At 30.5% G+C, this 15269-nt stretch carries 19 protein-coding genes; 2 read left to right on the forward strand and 17 right to left on the reverse strand.

The window, feature by feature from the left end; translation table 11 throughout:
• Positions 1–123: 123 nt before the first annotated feature.
• Complete coding sequence (locus ACFQZW_RS12835) at positions 124–441, forward strand: hypothetical protein (protein ID WP_386783493.1); 318 nt, start codon at positions 124–126, stop codon at positions 439–441.
• Positions 442–627: 186 nt separating this feature from the next.
• On the opposite strand, the gene ACFQZW_RS12840 is transcribed toward ACFQZW_RS12835, so the two are convergent.
• Positions 628–1821: an exodeoxyribonuclease X C-terminal domain-containing protein gene (locus ACFQZW_RS12840; RefSeq protein ID WP_386783496.1), complete on the reverse strand. Its 1194-nt coding sequence runs from the start codon at positions 1819–1821 to the stop codon at positions 628–630.
• Between the two features lie 558 nt (positions 1822–2379).
• On the opposite strand from ACFQZW_RS12840, the gene ACFQZW_RS12845 reads away from it, so the two are divergent.
• Positions 2380–2643 (forward strand): hypothetical protein, encoded by a 264-nt coding sequence (locus ACFQZW_RS12845; protein ID WP_386783498.1) that lies wholly within the window; start codon positions 2380–2382, stop codon positions 2641–2643.
• Positions 2644–2680: 37 nt separating this feature from the next.
• Here the strand turns inward: ACFQZW_RS12845 and ACFQZW_RS12850 are convergent, their stop codons facing one another.
• The 16 genes from ACFQZW_RS12850 to ACFQZW_RS12925 form a co-directional block, all read right to left on the reverse strand.
• A complete protein-coding gene (locus ACFQZW_RS12850) occupies positions 2681–3286 on the reverse strand; it encodes a hypothetical protein (RefSeq protein WP_386783500.1) in 606 nt (201 codons plus the stop codon).
• A gap of 53 nt (positions 3287–3339) precedes the next feature.
• Positions 3340–3780 carry a DUF5675 family protein gene (locus tag ACFQZW_RS12855; protein ID WP_386783502.1) on the reverse strand — a complete coding sequence of 147 codons (441 nt, stop codon included), beginning with the start codon at positions 3778–3780 and terminating at the stop codon, positions 3340–3342.
• On the reverse strand, positions 3780–4049 hold the full coding sequence (locus ACFQZW_RS12860; RefSeq protein WP_386783504.1) for a hypothetical protein: 270 nt from the start codon (positions 4047–4049) through the stop codon (positions 3780–3782). The genes ACFQZW_RS12855 and ACFQZW_RS12860 overlap by 1 nt, the downstream gene beginning before the upstream one ends.
• Positions 4050–4051: 2 nt before the next feature.
• Positions 4052–4246, reverse strand: a complete 195-nt coding sequence (locus ACFQZW_RS12865; RefSeq protein WP_386783506.1) for a hypothetical protein — start codon at positions 4244–4246, stop codon at positions 4052–4054.
• A 39-nt stretch (positions 4247–4285) separates the two neighbouring features.
• Complete coding sequence (locus tag ACFQZW_RS12870) at positions 4286–6778, reverse strand: hyaluronate lyase N-terminal domain-containing protein (protein WP_386783508.1); 2493 nt, start codon at positions 6776–6778, stop codon at positions 4286–4288.
• Positions 6779–6780: 2 nt separating this feature from the next.
• Positions 6781–7917, reverse strand: coding sequence for a hypothetical protein (locus ACFQZW_RS12875; RefSeq protein ID WP_386783510.1), 1137 nt, complete (start codon positions 7915–7917; stop codon positions 6781–6783).
• A gap of 12 nt (positions 7918–7929) precedes the next feature.
• Positions 7930–8070, reverse strand: coding sequence for a hypothetical protein (locus ACFQZW_RS12880; RefSeq protein ID WP_386783512.1), 141 nt, complete (start codon positions 8068–8070; stop codon positions 7930–7932).
• Positions 8063–10279: a hypothetical protein gene (locus ACFQZW_RS12885; protein ID WP_386783514.1), complete on the reverse strand. Its 2217-nt coding sequence runs from the start codon at positions 10277–10279 to the stop codon at positions 8063–8065. The genes ACFQZW_RS12880 and ACFQZW_RS12885 overlap by 8 nt, the downstream gene beginning before the upstream one ends.
• A complete protein-coding gene (locus tag ACFQZW_RS12890) occupies positions 10279–12285 on the reverse strand; it encodes a hypothetical protein (RefSeq protein WP_386783516.1) in 2007 nt (668 codons plus the stop codon). The genes ACFQZW_RS12885 and ACFQZW_RS12890 overlap by 1 nt, the downstream gene beginning before the upstream one ends.
• On the reverse strand, positions 12285–12572 hold the full coding sequence (locus ACFQZW_RS12895) for a hypothetical protein (RefSeq protein WP_386783518.1): 288 nt from the start codon (positions 12570–12572) through the stop codon (positions 12285–12287). The genes ACFQZW_RS12890 and ACFQZW_RS12895 overlap by 1 nt, the downstream gene beginning before the upstream one ends.
• A 47-nt stretch (positions 12573–12619) precedes the next feature.
• On the reverse strand, positions 12620–13009 hold the full coding sequence (locus ACFQZW_RS12900; protein ID WP_386783520.1) for a hypothetical protein: 390 nt from the start codon (positions 13007–13009) through the stop codon (positions 12620–12622).
• Positions 13010–13081: 72 nt separating this feature from the next.
• On the reverse strand, positions 13082–13498 hold the full coding sequence (locus tag ACFQZW_RS12905; protein ID WP_386783522.1) for a hypothetical protein: 417 nt from the start codon (positions 13496–13498) through the stop codon (positions 13082–13084).
• A gap of 5 nt (positions 13499–13503) precedes the next feature.
• Entirely contained in the window at positions 13504–13851 is a 348-nt protein-coding gene (locus ACFQZW_RS12910; RefSeq protein ID WP_386783524.1) for a hypothetical protein, read from the reverse strand.
• A 4-nt stretch (positions 13852–13855) separates the two neighbouring features.
• Positions 13856–14353, reverse strand: a complete 498-nt coding sequence (locus ACFQZW_RS12915; protein WP_386783526.1) for a hypothetical protein — start codon at positions 14351–14353, stop codon at positions 13856–13858.
• Positions 14353–14685, reverse strand: a complete 333-nt coding sequence (locus ACFQZW_RS12920) for a phage head completion protein (protein ID WP_449284323.1) — start codon at positions 14683–14685, stop codon at positions 14353–14355. The genes ACFQZW_RS12915 and ACFQZW_RS12920 overlap by 1 nt, the downstream gene beginning before the upstream one ends.
• The gene (locus ACFQZW_RS12925) at positions 14685–15266 is read right to left on the reverse strand and encodes a head-tail connector protein (protein ID WP_386783530.1); all 582 of its coding nucleotides are present in this window, start codon (positions 15264–15266) and stop codon (positions 14685–14687) included. The genes ACFQZW_RS12920 and ACFQZW_RS12925 overlap by 1 nt, the downstream gene beginning before the upstream one ends.
• Positions 15267–15269: the final 3 nt, after the last annotated feature.

Below are 15269 nucleotides of genomic sequence, written 5' to 3' on the forward strand. Positions count from 1 at the left end.
TTTTTACTTTTTTCTGTTTTTAGTTTCAGTCAGCAGAGTAAGATTCAGCATGAACACTTCAAACTAAACGACAGAGTTCTAATCTGGCAAAAAATTTATGAGACTAACAAAACTAAAGAAGAGGTGCATGAGTATTTTAAAAAACAACCTCTTACTAAAAATATTGAATTAATTGATGGCTCTTTAATTGGTACAAGTACGCTTACAAAAGCTTCGCCAATCAAAAACTTTGCTTGGGCGTTTTCTGACTTTACTATGTTCATAACCATTGATTTTAAAGATAATAGGTATAGAGTTACCCTAAAAGATTTTAAATATAGATCAGTAGAAACATCTGTAAGTTCAGGTGGGCTCGGTATTTCAACACCAATTAGCACCACTTTGTCGGTATCATACGTTCGAACAAATCATAATGAGATCAGAAGAAATCAGATAGCTTAATTTGTATTAAATCATTCTTATTAAGCCTGAACTGTACAATAGATCCATATTTTAGGTCCAAAAAACTTTATGGCCAGTTCTACCAGGAACACTTTAAAAAGCCTTATGCCGGGAAACCGATTAAGAGATATTTGAGGTTAGTCAATATAATTAAAAAATAACATATAATAATATGAATTATTAAAATTAATATGGATCGCTACACATACATGGGTTTTCATGACAAGCTCCACAATAACCATTCCAATGTATTCTATCAATAATTTGATTGTAATATGTGGGATTTTTTTTGGAATATAATTCTTCCTGTAGCGATTTTAATTCTTTTTCAGAAACGTAGGAAAGGCCTGTTTCATTGTCAAACACCAATCCAAATTGATCAACATAGACATCGTATTTGGAAAAATTATCTTCAAAATAAGTCTGAAATTCTTGAACTGCGTTCCATCTTATCGACTTAGACCTTAAATCATATAAGAATATTGTATTACCATCTGCTGATACGGGTTTAGATCCCTGGTATTTTAGTAATTCATTATAAAAAGAGATAGTCATAAATTTGTCATTATTTTTTTTGATTTCACTTGTTATTATAGATAACGCCAAACCAAAATCTTCCGCATCTAAATCATCATATTTTTCAGCCTCCATACATTCGTCAATCAATTCTCTATAAGATTGATTATCTTCAGTTTTTGTTAGCCAAGAACATTGTTTTAAGTTAACTCTATCATAAAATATTTGGAATAAATCAACATCATAACTCGACTTAAATTCTAATATTTCTTCTTGTACTTTAGCAACTTTTTTAAGTGTATTTTTATAACTAAAATTTTTTCCAAGGTAATCAATTTTATGCTTTGAATTAACACTAAAAATAGAGAAAAGCTCTGAAACAGTTTTTCTATTAAGTAAGAAGTGGTCTACATTGTCAATACACCATCTAAGGTATGACGGGTCATTGTGAGCAACATAGTTTAAACTAAAGCCTTTATATTTTCCAAAGTATAATTTATCCTGTAACCCAACATCTATGATATTATACCTTGATTCAATTCTTTCACTCCTAAATCCTTCCTTATAAGAATCAGAATATTTCTTAATACATTGCAGACAGTCATATCCAGGAAAAAATTTTAATAAATTTAACCTATTTACTAATTCAGCTTTATCAGTAATAATTAGTCCTTTTGATTTAATATACTCCACTATTTCGTTCGAAAAACAATAATCAGAGTTTCGGAGAATTAAATTACTAAAGAAATCTTGCCAACCACTATAACTACCATTAGTGGTAATCTTATGAACAAATTGCTTTATTGATTGTTTTCTGAAATTTACTTCGTCTAATTTTTCCTCAAGGCTTACTAATTTAATCACAAAAACATTTATTAAATATTATACTCCACATCTTTTATCAATAATTACATTAGAATACATTAAAAATGTAAGCCGGCTAAAAGACTATCAAAATTAATGAAATAAATTCAAATATCTGAGATTAGTTTATTAGACTAAATGCAGTTAATTTGATAACCAATTTACTGATTATTATTTATTATCATTGATGCAAAATTGTACCTTATTTGAACCTTATAAAGGTAGCGTGCTGTTATTCATTGTTTATTACTTTTTGTATTGAAAACCAATAATAAAAAACACGATTTCACGTCCTAATTTGGTATTTGTGTTACAAATATGTTACAGCAACGGAAAAAGCACTTACATAATACATGTAAGTGCTTGATTATTAATGTGATCGCGACAGGATTCGAACCTGTGACCGTCTGCTTAGAAGGCAACTTATTGATATATTTAAAAAACTAATTATCAGTATTTTAAAATTATTATTATTTTATTTTGTACACTTTTAGTACACTATTTTATAAAAAAACTATTAAACAAAGTTACCAGTTTTTTAACTAATTTTGTGTTTTTATGAAATCAATTTACCAAAAAGAAACTAGAAATGCGTTTGAAGATTTCAAACATAACTTACTCAATTCTCATTTTGATGAATTAAATGAAGCTGTTATTAATGATTGTATCAAAATTCTAAAGGAAGAAATAAGCCAAAAAATTATAAAAAATTTAATGAAAGAAAATATTGAAATTGATTATCAATTAATAAAACAATATCAGGATTTAGCAGTTGAAATAGCTTTAAATTTTGTTAAAAAGCATAAAAAAACCACTCCTTAGAGTGGCTTAGCATAAAAGCAATGGAAGTATTTAGCACTTAATTTTTTATTTTAAAAAGGGCAAAGTCATAACCTATAAAAATACGTTCTTCAGTATCATAGCTAAATTTTAAGATGTTTCCTTTTGCATTTTGAAAGCCTACATTTGCTTTAAATAAAGGTTTGTTAAATAATAGATTATTTCCAATTTCGGCACCAGCTAATAGTCTAAATTTAACCTGTTTAGGGTGTATAGCTACTTTGCGCTGTTTTATTGTATATGTTGGTGTCAATTCTTTTACTTCTCCTTGTACAATACCTTTAATGGAAAGTTTTAAATGCTCATCTTCAAAGTTTGATGTAAAATTATTAAGTTGAATAACCTTTTTAAACAGCTCAGTTTTTAGACTATCGTTTTGCTCCTGGTATTCCTTTAAAAGGTTTTCATTTTCTTTAATGTAAATAGTTTCTTTTTTGGACAAAATTTGTCCTAAAGGTTTTTGAATTATTGGTAAGTGAATTGGTTGTGAACTTTCAAAACTGCCAACAATTTCAGGTATTTTTATAAATACTGGTTTCTGTGGCGTTTTTTTACCATCTTTTAAAAATAGTAAAACAAGCAATGCGGCTATTAATATATATGGAAATGATTTTTTTAGTTCCATTCTATCAGTAATAATTTTATTTGTTATGAATTTAATTGCATTTCACTTATAAGTTAATTAATTCCTATTTTACCTTTTATAATTAAAATAGCTTTGGTATAGTCATTTAATGCTTTATGGAATTTTTTTATAGTAGCTTCACTATTAGTAACGTCTAAATAATTATCTTTATTTATATCCATTGGATCTGTTCCTAAACTTATGCAACCGTTTAACTGCTTCCAATAGTTAGCTATATGGAATTTTGTTTCGCTTCGATTAGGTACTCCTTTAATTTCCCAAAGAAGCTTATTAAACTTTGGCGAATATTCTAATTCTAAATTATATATACCAATAGGTATGCAACTCACATTTTTTATATTATTACGCCAACCACGTTCTAAACTTAAACTTGTAAACATTGGTATATCATTATCTATCAATACTGTACACGTACCCAATGTTTGAGTTTCGTTTTGGTTTCTTCTAATAATTTCAACTACAGGCTTTCCCATTATCTATCCATTTTTTGTTCTATACGCTCTAACATAGTTTCCATATTCTTTAATCTACTATCTAACTCAACTCTTGGCACAAAAACTTCAATTTTTTTTTCAAATGGCATATGAAGATTTATATCGTTAGCGTGTAATTTTAACACATCAATGTCTTTTTCAATTTTAGTTTGAGAAACTCCTAAATTATACGCCAATGTTAGTAACACTAATAAATTAGCAAGTGTTAACCAATTATTTTTTAAGTAATTTTTTTGTTCTACAGTCATTTTTATTTAGTTTTTCTTGCTTTTATTAATTCTACTAAAATATCTATAGCACCTTGGGTACCTATGTACATCATAGCAATATTTACCCACTGTTCTGCCGATAATTTTTCAGCAAAAATTAAAAATGTTGCTATAATGAAAACACTTAACTTTTTACTAATTGTAAACGATAATATTTTATCTATAATTGGAGTCATATTTATTATTATTTTAATTTGTCGGCTATAAACAAAAATTTAACTTACAATTGCCCTATCTGTTACCCTTCTCCAATTTGTTCCGTCTGAAAAAGCTGGTACTGCGCCACCAGACTCATTTGTTACTAATGAAATACTTAAATATTGAGATGCTGATGGTAAGTCTGCTACAACACAAGGTCTAAAAGTAAACCCATCACCCCATTTATTAGTAAAAGTTCCAGATGTTATTAATGCACTTACACTTGCACTTGAGTAATTAGATAAATTTAAATCTGATATTATATATGTGGTTGTAAATGAAGCATCAACACTTCCTAAATGTGTAATATTTAACGCTTTTATATTTGAAATCCCACTTGTCGCATTTACAATTTTTGCTATATTTGTTAATGCAATATTTGATAAAAAAACATTTGCCAATAAAGTACCTGTGTATTTAATTACATCTGCATTAATTTTGGATGTCACATCTCTATGTACTAAATTATTAATATTTAAATATCTAACTTGCCCTGCTGATGAAATTTCAATAAGTGGTGAATTAAAATTACCACCACTTGAGTTTCTTCTAATATTATCTATATTAAACGTTTCAATAAGACCTTCTACAATTTTAATAAAAGGTGTTGAAAATGCAACATCTGGAATTTCTCTAATATTTGTAATATTTATGTGTGTAATGTTAGTGTTAGTGCCTGATATGTAAACATATGGAGCTGAAATAGAATAATCTTTTCTTACTATATTATTTATATTTAAATTTTGTAAAACGACATTATCTACATAAATATATGTATTTAAAGTATAATATGCATCGTCAAAAAGTTCAATATCAATATCATTAAAATATATACTTCCATAATCAGAAGTAGCCCCCATTCCTGAACCAGCCCAAAAAGCCCCCTGAATTAAACAAAATAAATCGCCTACATAACCTTTAAAATTATCGAATGTTAATCTATCAATTCTGCTTGTGTCAGATAAAATTCTTATTCCTCTTGTAGTTTCGTAAAAATAGAAGTTTTTAAAATATCCGTCAGTTATAGGTCCTGTATATCCTGGATAATAAGTAGCGATAGCATCTGCATTTATAGCAATCGCATCATCTGCCGTTCCTTTTATTCTAACGCCATCTGCTGAAATCCATCTTGCGTATCCATTAAAATGTATACCATCGTAATTAATATCATCCCTTGTTGAACTTAGACCAAAATCAATATCTAAATTTTTTATATGTAATTGTTCCACATTGCAAAAAGATGTTGCCCAATATCTACCAGCCCAAAGTTTAACGTTATTTAAATAAACTTCTTTTGCTCCTAAAAAATCAATAATTGGTATTCTTTTGGTTTGAGCTGAACCGTTTACCGCACTTCCGTTGTTGGCTGTGTCAAAAATAGCGTCACCACCAATGCCAGTATTATACCCATTACCGTTTATTATTAAATCTTCAATAACTATGTTTTCATCAATAATATTACTACCATAACCACCAGTAGCAGATGGTAAAACCCTATTTGAATTTTGGAAAACTGGAACATTTGACGCATTTCTCAATATTACACCGCTTCCACCACTTCCAATAATATGTGTATTTGAGTGGATTGTTAACCCAGTACAAGAATATTTGCCATCCCAAATAATTGTTATTGGTTTAGTTAATGCCTCATCTAATAAATTTTGTAATACAGTTGTATTATCTGTTCCAAAAGTTGTAGAACCTAAAGATATATCAGCATCAGAAATAGCTCCATAAGCTGTTGTTGAAAAAACATAAGGTGATATATTTTCACCAGATGTGCCACCCGCAAAAGCATCAAACTTATCTGCTATTTTCTGCAGCGTATTATCTGTTGGTGCTAAATTGTTATTAAATGTTGAAGCGTCTAATGCTGTAAGTGTTTTTAAATCATTTATTTGCTTTTGCAATTTTCCTATTGCTACTAAAATAGTATCAGTTGCTACTACTGCGGTGCCTGTTAAAAATGAAATTCCTGTTAAAACAGTTGCTAAAACTCTTGTAGCTGTAAAGTAAAGATTAGAACTGCCTTCAGGAAGTTCGTCGGTTGTAGTTGCGCCTGATCCGCTATTACCTATTACCCAACCATCTTCAATATCGTAATTATAATTTACTACTGGGTTGGCAGCTCCAGCATCTACCTGCGCATAGTCACCTGCATTTGCTGTTGGGTGTGCTGCTTGTAAATTAGCGAGTGATGTGTATTTACCTTTAAATCTATCGTTATATGCTGATGCGTCCAATTTTGCTGATAAACCACTATTAACAGCATCAACAGTTGGATATTTTGTTCCTGTGCCATCTACAGCTAAACTGTCTTGTTTATTAGATGAGTCTTCTTTATCAGTACCTAAATACGGTAAACTATTGTAAGCGGTAACGCCATCGCCTTCCTTTTTTTTGCCTGTGTCGGTTTCTTTTGCTACTTCTCCATTCAGCAAAACAGGGTTTTCAGCTGCCCAATTAGCAGCAGTGTCTAATCTATATTGTACAGGTAATATCTTTGTCATAATTATAAATTTTGGGCGTTTCCTCCTCCTATTTGTATTTTGTCAACTATAAATTCGGTACCATTCCAATATGCCATATCTCCTATAGCTGGGCTGGTGTAATCGGCTTCTATAAAGGTTTTATTATCATATAAATTAGTACCTTTATTAATTAAATCAGCTGTGGTTGTTGGTACTTTAACAATGCCATTATATTCTACCCCAGTTACCAAGGCTACATTATCAATTTTAAAAATATCATTACTTGTACGCTTAAATTTAAATTCAACTCTATCAAAAGTATTTTTAGTAAAAAAACCAGGGAATCTACTTAAACGTACTACTACTTTTTGAACATCTGTAGTATTGTAACCATCAAAGCCAAAGCCAAAATCAGAACCTACACGTAACCTATCTACAAATCGATCACTGGTGTCATACAAATACAAATCTATAGTTGTTCGTTTACTACTTTTCCATTCCCAAACAGTATCTAATTTAATATCAAATGTTAACAGTATTTCGCTACTTGTAAAAACACTCCCTGGCGCGCTAAACAAAATAGTAGTGTCTTGATCTGGACCATTACAATAAATACTTTGTGATCCTGATATTATATGCGTTGTATCTGCTAATACAACTTTTGCAGGGTCTGAGGTATTCACAAACCACTCTGCTGGTTCACCTTCAGCATATATAATTGTTTTGTTAACACCATCAGGCGTAGTTGCTCCAGCACTTATAGTTGCTGATGATATTTTTAACTGCGTTGAAGCATCTAATGTAGGTTCAATTGGTACTACACCTATTGGACCTTGCACTACTATTATATAGTAATTTCCAGCGCCATCAGTTTCAACCGCAAAAACATCTTTACGTTTCATTCCTGGATAAGTACCAGCATCTAAAGGAGCTAATGTTTTTTCAGCCGAAATAAATAAATCTTGATAAACACCATCAATTTTAAATTCCTCTACATACACGTAATACGTTAAACCACTTCCAGTCCAAATTGCATCTCCATCATACAAAGCGGTATCTGTATCTTGGGGTGTTTGTAATTTAATTTTATCAATATCGGTTTTTAAGCCTTCAAAATTATCATCAACTTCATCCCAAGTTAATTCACTTCCCTTATTTCTTCTTAGTGTTAATGCCATTATTTATTAATTTTATACCCAATAATCTTCTGTTACATAACCTTTAAAAGCATAGCTTTCTTTTTCTTCTGCATCAATAACTACAGGCGGCGCAATTACTGTATGTTGTTTTACCGAAAATCCAATTATATGTAAGGTGTTAGGTTTACTCATAATCGTTAATTTGTTTGTTTACACTTTCAATCATAATTACGCTCGACATTCCTATATCTAATTTTAATGTTACGTCTAAAGCATTGTAATTTTTTACAGCTAAATACCTAAACTGTAAAATATCTAAAGGAGTTACTAAGCCAAATACACTGCCTTCTATTTTAAACTTTAAAGCTTGTACTGTTGAATGATACATACGCGCCATTGCTTCTATATAACTTACATTCTCTGTATAGCCAACTCTTTTCCAAGAAGCACGCAAATAACTATCGTCTGTTTCTGTAATAGTAGTTTCTATTATTTTTACATATATTTCATCTTCTTGCAAAATTGGTTCTGCAGCATTGTATTGGGTTAATACATAACCACGCACATCATTATTATACAAGTAAAAATCTGTTAACAACTCAAAATTGCCTGTAGCCACACGTTTTACATAAATATTTTCTCGATTTTTATTTAAGTATTGGTAAGTAGCTTCTGAAATGTATAAAACAGTTTCCCATACTGTTTCAAGAAATACTCCAGAGGTAGTAAATGAATAATGTAAATAATTTTCAATTGCTATACCAACGGTTTGCGCTGGTATTGTATATTGATAACTTCCTAATGTTATAGCTGGATTTATTAATAGTTTATTTAATGTTAAATCACTGCGCTCACTTCCATATACAACATCTACTTCTTTAATAGTTGTAAAGTCAATATTTCTATTTTTTATAACTTCTGAAGCATTGCTATTAGCCGATTTATACTTTATCTCTAATTTTGTGTACACAATTCTATCAATTGCATAGGTGCCAGAATGAGCAACTTCAATAACAGGATGCAACTTTACATTTACATACCCGCTTTTATTAATAGGAAAATCTTTAATATTTAAACGGCCAGTAATACTTATATAATTATCTGTAGTTAATTCAAAATCAAACTCATCATTCACATCAAAAGATGCTTTATTACTAACTACAGTTTGATTATCAATTAAAATTTCATACAATATTTTTCCCTTATAATCATCAATAACAATATTATCACTAGCATTGTTTAAAATCCACACTGTAAATTCCATTGATACATCAATAGTACTTTCAATTCCTAAACCACCTTCTATATAATATCCATTATTTAAATACGCATAATTATTTTCTATTGAAGCCTCTAAAACTTCGCCAGTTAATGCTAAATAAAACGGATCTCTACTTGATGTTACTGGTGTACCCCAATTTGGGTATCCCCAAAAATATAAAGGCATAACACCACGCCAATACGATTTACTAGTTAATAAAATATCAAATTCAGGAATTGTACTTGCAACTTGCCAATAACGTGGAACATAATCAAAATAACCTTGATTTATAGGTAATTGATATACTACATCTGTAGGTAGAATAGTACTGCTACTGTTTTTTTTCCAATTAACACTTACCGTTTTAAATGGTGCAATTACACTTACTTGCGGTGTAGTTTCAAAAACTACACTTTTAATAGTACGCGTTAAAGTTGCAGTTGTATTTATAGGTTCTCCCAAAACATTATACAACTCCACATTTACTAAACTTGTATGTTTTCTATTCACACCTATAACATACCAATATCCACCATATTGAAATAAGTTATAACCTACCAATACATCTTCTAAAATTTGATATGCATTTTTCTTTTTATTATTTTCTAAAAATGAAGTGGTATCAATTTCTATATCAGAAAAAGTAATATCTTTTACAGCGCAAGTAATTGCTGGTGCAATAATAATGTTAAATTTATTTGCTGTTAACTCTAAACAAGCTGCAATAATTTTAGCAACTGATTTAATTTCAGTATAAAATGAAGCTGGTAAATATTTATTTTTTAAGCGACCGATACCATCTGTTGCTGTAAAATTTACAAATAAGGCTCCGTTTTCATATGGCTCACTGTATTGATCTGGCAATAAATGACCTTGCCAAAGTAAATTATTTGTACTAGCTTCTTCTAATTGTACCTGATAATGTGTTTCATTTCCTGTAAATAAATGTAAAAAAAAGCCATCAGCAGCATTGTTAACTAACATATTAAATGATAAAGTAGAAGCTATTAACGATTGAAACTCATCATCTCCACCCTTATATTGTAAGGTAGGCGCTTGAGCTTGCGTACGCTCTATATTTAAAACGGTTTCGCCTGTAGTAGTATCATTTATTAATATGTTTAAATTAAGTAGCGCCATTAACTTATACGGTTTTTTCGCTTAGCATATCTATCTAAAACTAACTGCATAGTTTCTCCACTTGCATCAAACTTACCAGTAACTTCTATAACACTATTATTACTTTGATCACCTATTAAACTTTTTAATTTATCTAAAGGCGCTACAATTTCAGGATTGTTAGTTGCGCCTGCGTATTCGCCAATTAAAGCTGTTGTAGGACTGTAAACAATACCGCCATTTGCAAAAGCTCTGGTATTACCACCGCTATCACCACTAAAATTGCTAGCAACACTTTTTATAAAAGCACCCATAGCAACTAAAGCAATACCTGCGGCAATAGCTGTAAAAGGATTGGTAAATGCTTGTTTTATTGCAAGCATACCTATACCTATTTTTATAGCAGCTTTTCCTAAATATGTAACTAAATCTGCTATAGTACCTAACAATAAAGCAAATACATCTCCCATACCAGCTGTTCCAGAAATAATACTACCTACAACTTCGCCAAAACCAACTGCAAAATTATTAGCTACATTTGTTAAAATTTCTGAAGAAGCTTCTTGAAACTCATTAAATTTTACTTTAGCACTTTCTAACTGGGTAGATATTTCATTATTTGCATTGGCTAATTTTTCAGGAATATTTAAAAATCCTTCATCAACGTCTAAACCAGCAGTAAAACCACTAGCATCTGTAACTATTTCAGTACCAACTACATTTGCAACTTTACTTCTACCATCTGCTGTAGGTACAATAATTTTTTGTTGATTTTTTAACTCATCTGCTAATTTTTTAGCAGCCAAAGCAGCTTCTTCTTGCTCTTTTTTAAATTTTGCAGTTTCTGCTGCCGCAGCCTCAGCAGCTTCTTCTTCTTCTTGCATTGCATTTGCTACATCTTGCATTTGATATACCATAAACTGCGCTTGATTACCACCACTTTTAATTAAATTAAAAAAAGTTTTAAGCTTACTTACAGCTGGAGTTATTTTTTGAATTAATACCGTAAACCCATAAACCAAAGAGCCTACAGCAGCAGCAACTAAAGCAATAGGATTTGCTAACATTGCTGTTGTTAAACTTTTAAAAGCAGTTGCAGTAGCTAAAGTAGCAGCTTTTAAAAAACCAAAAGCAGTAATTAAACCAGGTATAACGGTTGTCATTAAAAAACCTAATGTTACTAATAAAGGACCAATAGCAGCAGCTAAACCAGCAATAACTGCTATTATTTTTTTTGTAGGTTCTGGTAAATTTTTAAAAGCAATAGCCAATTCTTTTATTTTAGCAACAAAAGGCTTTAAAGCTTCATTAATTATTTTTCCAAAATCTTCAGTAATATCTCCTAAAATATTACCTAATTGCTTTAAGCTACCTGTACCAGCTTCTGCGGCAGCAGCAGCAGAACCACCATATTGTTTTTCTAACTCATTTAAAATTAATGTTTGAGCTTCAGCCAAACGGTTAGTTGTTGCTAAGGCATTAATAGTTTTCTTTTGATCTTCAGAAAATTGAATACCACTTCTACTTAATGCACTTAAATTAGCAACAGGATCATTTAAAGCTTTTCCTAATTGAATGGAAGCCGATTTTAAATCACCATTTAAACGTGTTGCTAAATCTAAAGCAGCTTGTTGTGTACGTGCAAACTGCTCACCAACAATATTGGTAAAAGTTAATAATTGTGCGGTAGCACCTTGCAATATTTCTTCATCACCAAACAGGGTATTATTTTGTAACTCTGTTGCCATTAGCTCTAACTGCGCAGTAGTATAACCTACTGCGCCGCCAGTACTTTTTAAACCAGCTTCAACCTGCGCTAAAGCCTGTGCCTGTTTATTATAACTTACTAAACTTACTGCTGTTAAGGCAGCTAAAGGTGCCGTTATATACGTAGTAAAGCCTTTTCCTACTTTTTGCATTTCTTTACCGTGCTGTTTTAATGCACGGTTTGCATTTTGCATTTGAGTAGAAAATTGTTTTAAATCTGCTGCAAACTTTATATTAATGGTCGCTAAACTACCTGCCATTATTCTTGTTTTTTAAACTTAATTTTATCCCACTTTTTAAAAGTGTTATACACTGCTTTTTTAGTTGGTTTAGGTAGTTTAGGTTGTGGGTTTTGTTCCCAAGTAAACTTCATAAATTCTAATAATTCTGGCGGTTTTTTATTCCACATTACAGAATGATATGCGTTTATCCTTGTTTGTTCCCAGCTTGTTTTTAATTTTTCATCTTCTTTTTTTCTATAGCCTATTAAAGTGTTTACAAATACTCTAGGCGTTAAACTGTAATAATAATTTAGCTCTAATTGCATTTCGCCCAACGCTATTTGCTCTAACTCATCAAATGTGGGATCGAAAATTATTTCTTTTTCCGATCCCTTTGTACGTTTGGGACTACATCATTTACAGGCTTTGGCAAGCTATTAATATAATGTTTGGTTAAATTTTGTATAACTTCTGGAGTGTCTAAAATAATAGTCATTAATTCTCTAGAGGTGTATTTAAAGTTTTCATTTACAGTGTTTATTGCTGTAAAAAACAAATCTTCTAAAACATCAATATCTTTAAAGTTAAGTTCTGATGCAGCTTTGCCTTTTTTTGGCACTGCTTTATTCATTACTGTAACTATTCTTTTTTCTACTTCACTAGGCTTTTCTACATTCCAAAGCTCTGCTAAAGCTCTAATAGTTGAATAATTAAATGCAACGTTATAATTTTTACTTTCTATTGTAATTGTTGGATATTTCATTTGGTTATTTTTTTAAAAGTTTCGCAAAAGGCTTTGATAATATTTTACCCAGTGCGAAACTTTAATTATTAATTATGGTCCTACTACTCCTAGAGATAAATCTCCGTTACCCACAAAAGAGAAAGAGCCTTTAGCTACATCATCATTTGTAGCATCTAAGTCAAATTGAGAAACAAATGCTTCGCCAGTAAATACCATATCTCCTGTTGCATCGGTTGTAAACTCAATATCAACAGGTACTTTAGCTACGTGTTTAGCATATAAAGTTGCCGCATCTTCTTGTGCTGCTAATATGGTATTACCTATTAATGATGAGCAACTAATATTCCAATCTAAATCGCCTGGAGTACGTTGTTTAGAAGTTAAATCTTTACTTGCTAACTCTTTAAAATCTAATGTTGAAGAAAGTTTGAAATCAGTTTCGTGAAAAATTGTTTTTCCACCAACTTTAATTCTAAATAACTTACCTTCGTAAAATGCTACTGCCATATTTTTTATTTTTTAAATGAATAATTACTTGATGTGTAGTAGATACCTTCTTCAGAAAATGCTGGTTTACTACCGTTATAGTTAAAAATTGGTGTAGGTGCTTGTATTAATGCCTGCTTAACAGCATCGGCAATTTTTAAGGTATTATCGTAAGAGTTAGACCAACTATCAATAGTTAGTATATAATTATGAACACCATCTTTAGTAAATGGTCCTTGTTCTTCTAAGGTATAATTTATAAAATCGAACTCTGTTTGTTGTGACGATACTACAGGAGAAATTTTAGTAATTAAAGCCATTAAAGGCGCATAACCTTTTAAAATTGACAATATTAATTTACTTGCTTCTTCCATTTTATTAGTTTGATAATCTGTTAATTTGTTTTTGTATATATTTTGTTATTTTTATTTCTGCATCGGCCGTTACTAAACCTTTTGTTTGTTCGTAAGCTCGCTGTATAAAATTATTTCCTTTAAAAAATTTAGTACCTCGTATTACCCACTGCCTTAAATAAAAACCATCTGCTTTTTTCCTACTTCTAGGCGAAACATATACAAGTGCATTATCTGTTCTTGTCATTGCTTTTTTTGCAATTGTTTTTTTACCATAACCAGGTGTATATGTTGTAGCAATTACCGTTTTACCAACTTGTCTTTTTTTTCGAGCAAATTTTTTACTTCCAATTTCAATACTTCCACTTCCTTTTGGCGTTAGTTGCTGTGCCGCTTTTAATGTTGGGTTAGCAACCTGACCTAATATTTTATTAATTTCTTTTTTTTTAACCTTGTCTGGTAATTGTTTTAATTTTAATTGTAATTGATCAAAACCTTTTATCTCGTATAAATCTTTTGCCATTATTCACGCTTTCTACATTTTAACAGTAAAAAATTTTTACGCCCAAGTTGTTGTACACTAGTAATATTATAGGTACCATCTTCATCTACTACCAACATTTCAACACCACTTATTACCACTTCTTTAATATACCTTATCACATATTTTCTAACATTTAATGCAATAATTTTCCCATCTGCATCTTCGCTTCCTGATAAATCGTCTAAACTTGCCCATACTTGTTTAAAATTTACCTCTAATGGTACATCTTCACCTGTATCAGATTCTGTAATACTAATTGTCTTTAGCATAACAGAACGGTTTAAACTTCCTATTTTAATTTTATCATTCATTAATATATTCGATATGGTTGCAATAACACTGTAGATGCTTTTGGTAATTTTTCTACACTATCTTGTCTATTTTCATAGAGCGATGTCATTATTAAATAAATAGCACTTCTAATATCTTCAGGTAATTCATCTGCTGCGCCATAACCTGTTGTAATATTAATTGTAACCGCATTGCTTACACCACTTATTACAGTTGGTAGTTCGTCAAAATTTTCAAAAAATAACTCTTGCTGATAGCGGTCTAATGGACGTAATTCATATAATGAATTATCTAAAGTTTGCACATCTCCAGCTTCATCTTTATAAGTAATACTTTCTATTGCTGAAATTGGACCACGTGTAAAAGCTAAATTATTAGTAAATTGATTGGTAGTTAGTTTAAATTTTGCTTGATTTATACTTAAACCAATATAATTTTCAGCGGCTTTTATTGCAGCTTGTATATATACTTCAACTAAACTTTTTTCGTTTAATTCATCAGCAACTTCCCAATCTTTTTCAAATTTTAGTTGCTTACCAGCATCTACCAACGAAATTAAAGTTGGTGATGGATGTGCTTGTTTAAATATATATACTGCCATTGC

This window comes from Lutibacter aestuarii (assembly GCF_042676885.1).
GTDB classification, from domain to species: domain Bacteria; phylum Bacteroidota; class Bacteroidia; order Flavobacteriales; family Flavobacteriaceae; genus Lutibacter; species Lutibacter aestuarii.

Coding starts and splice junctions, on each gene's coding strand:
- ACFQZW_RS12845 (WP_386783498.1), top strand. CDS start 2,380: ATGAAATCAATTTACCAAAAAGAAACTAGAAATGCGTTTGAAGATTTC.
- ACFQZW_RS12850 (WP_386783500.1), bottom strand. CDS start 3,286: ATGGAACTAAAAAAATCATTTCCATATATATTAATAGCCGCATTGCTT.
- ACFQZW_RS12855 (WP_386783502.1), bottom strand. CDS start 3,780: ATGGGAAAGCCTGTAGTTGAAATTATTAGAAGAAACCAAAACGAAACT.
- ACFQZW_RS12860 (WP_386783504.1), bottom strand. CDS start 4,049: ATGACTGTAGAACAAAAAAATTACTTAAAAAATAATTGGTTAACACTT.
- ACFQZW_RS12865 (WP_386783506.1), bottom strand. CDS start 4,246: ATGACTCCAATTATAGATAAAATATTATCGTTTACAATTAGTAAAAAG.
- ACFQZW_RS12870 (WP_386783508.1), bottom strand. CDS start 6,778: ATGACAAAGATATTACCTGTACAATATAGATTAGACACTGCTGCTAAT.
- ACFQZW_RS12875 (WP_386783510.1), bottom strand. CDS start 7,917: ATGGCATTAACACTAAGAAGAAATAAGGGAAGTGAATTAACTTGGGAT.
- ACFQZW_RS12880 (WP_386783512.1), bottom strand. CDS start 8,070: ATGAGTAAACCTAACACCTTACATATAATTGGATTTTCGGTAAAACAA.
- ACFQZW_RS12885 (WP_386783514.1), bottom strand. CDS start 10,279: ATGGCGCTACTTAATTTAAACATATTAATAAATGATACTACTACAGGC.
- ACFQZW_RS12890 (WP_386783516.1), bottom strand. CDS start 12,285: ATGGCAGGTAGTTTAGCGACCATTAATATAAAGTTTGCAGCAGATTTA.
- ACFQZW_RS12895 (WP_386783518.1), bottom strand. CDS start 12,572: ATGCAATTAGAGCTAAATTATTATTACAGTTTAACGCCTAGAGTATTT.
- ACFQZW_RS12900 (WP_386783520.1), bottom strand. CDS start 13,009: ATGAAATATCCAACAATTACAATAGAAAGTAAAAATTATAACGTTGCA.
- ACFQZW_RS12905 (WP_386783522.1), bottom strand. CDS start 13,498: ATGGCAGTAGCATTTTACGAAGGTAAGTTATTTAGAATTAAAGTTGGT.
- ACFQZW_RS12910 (WP_386783524.1), bottom strand. CDS start 13,851: ATGGAAGAAGCAAGTAAATTAATATTGTCAATTTTAAAAGGTTATGCG.
- ACFQZW_RS12915 (WP_386783526.1), bottom strand. CDS start 14,353: ATGGCAAAAGATTTATACGAGATAAAAGGTTTTGATCAATTACAATTA.
- ACFQZW_RS12920 (WP_449284323.1), bottom strand. CDS start 14,685: ATGAATGATAAAATTAAAATAGGAAGTTTAAACCGTTCTGTTATGCTA.
- ACFQZW_RS12925 (WP_386783530.1), bottom strand. CDS start 15,266: ATGGCAGTATATATATTTAAACAAGCACATCCATCACCAACTTTAATT.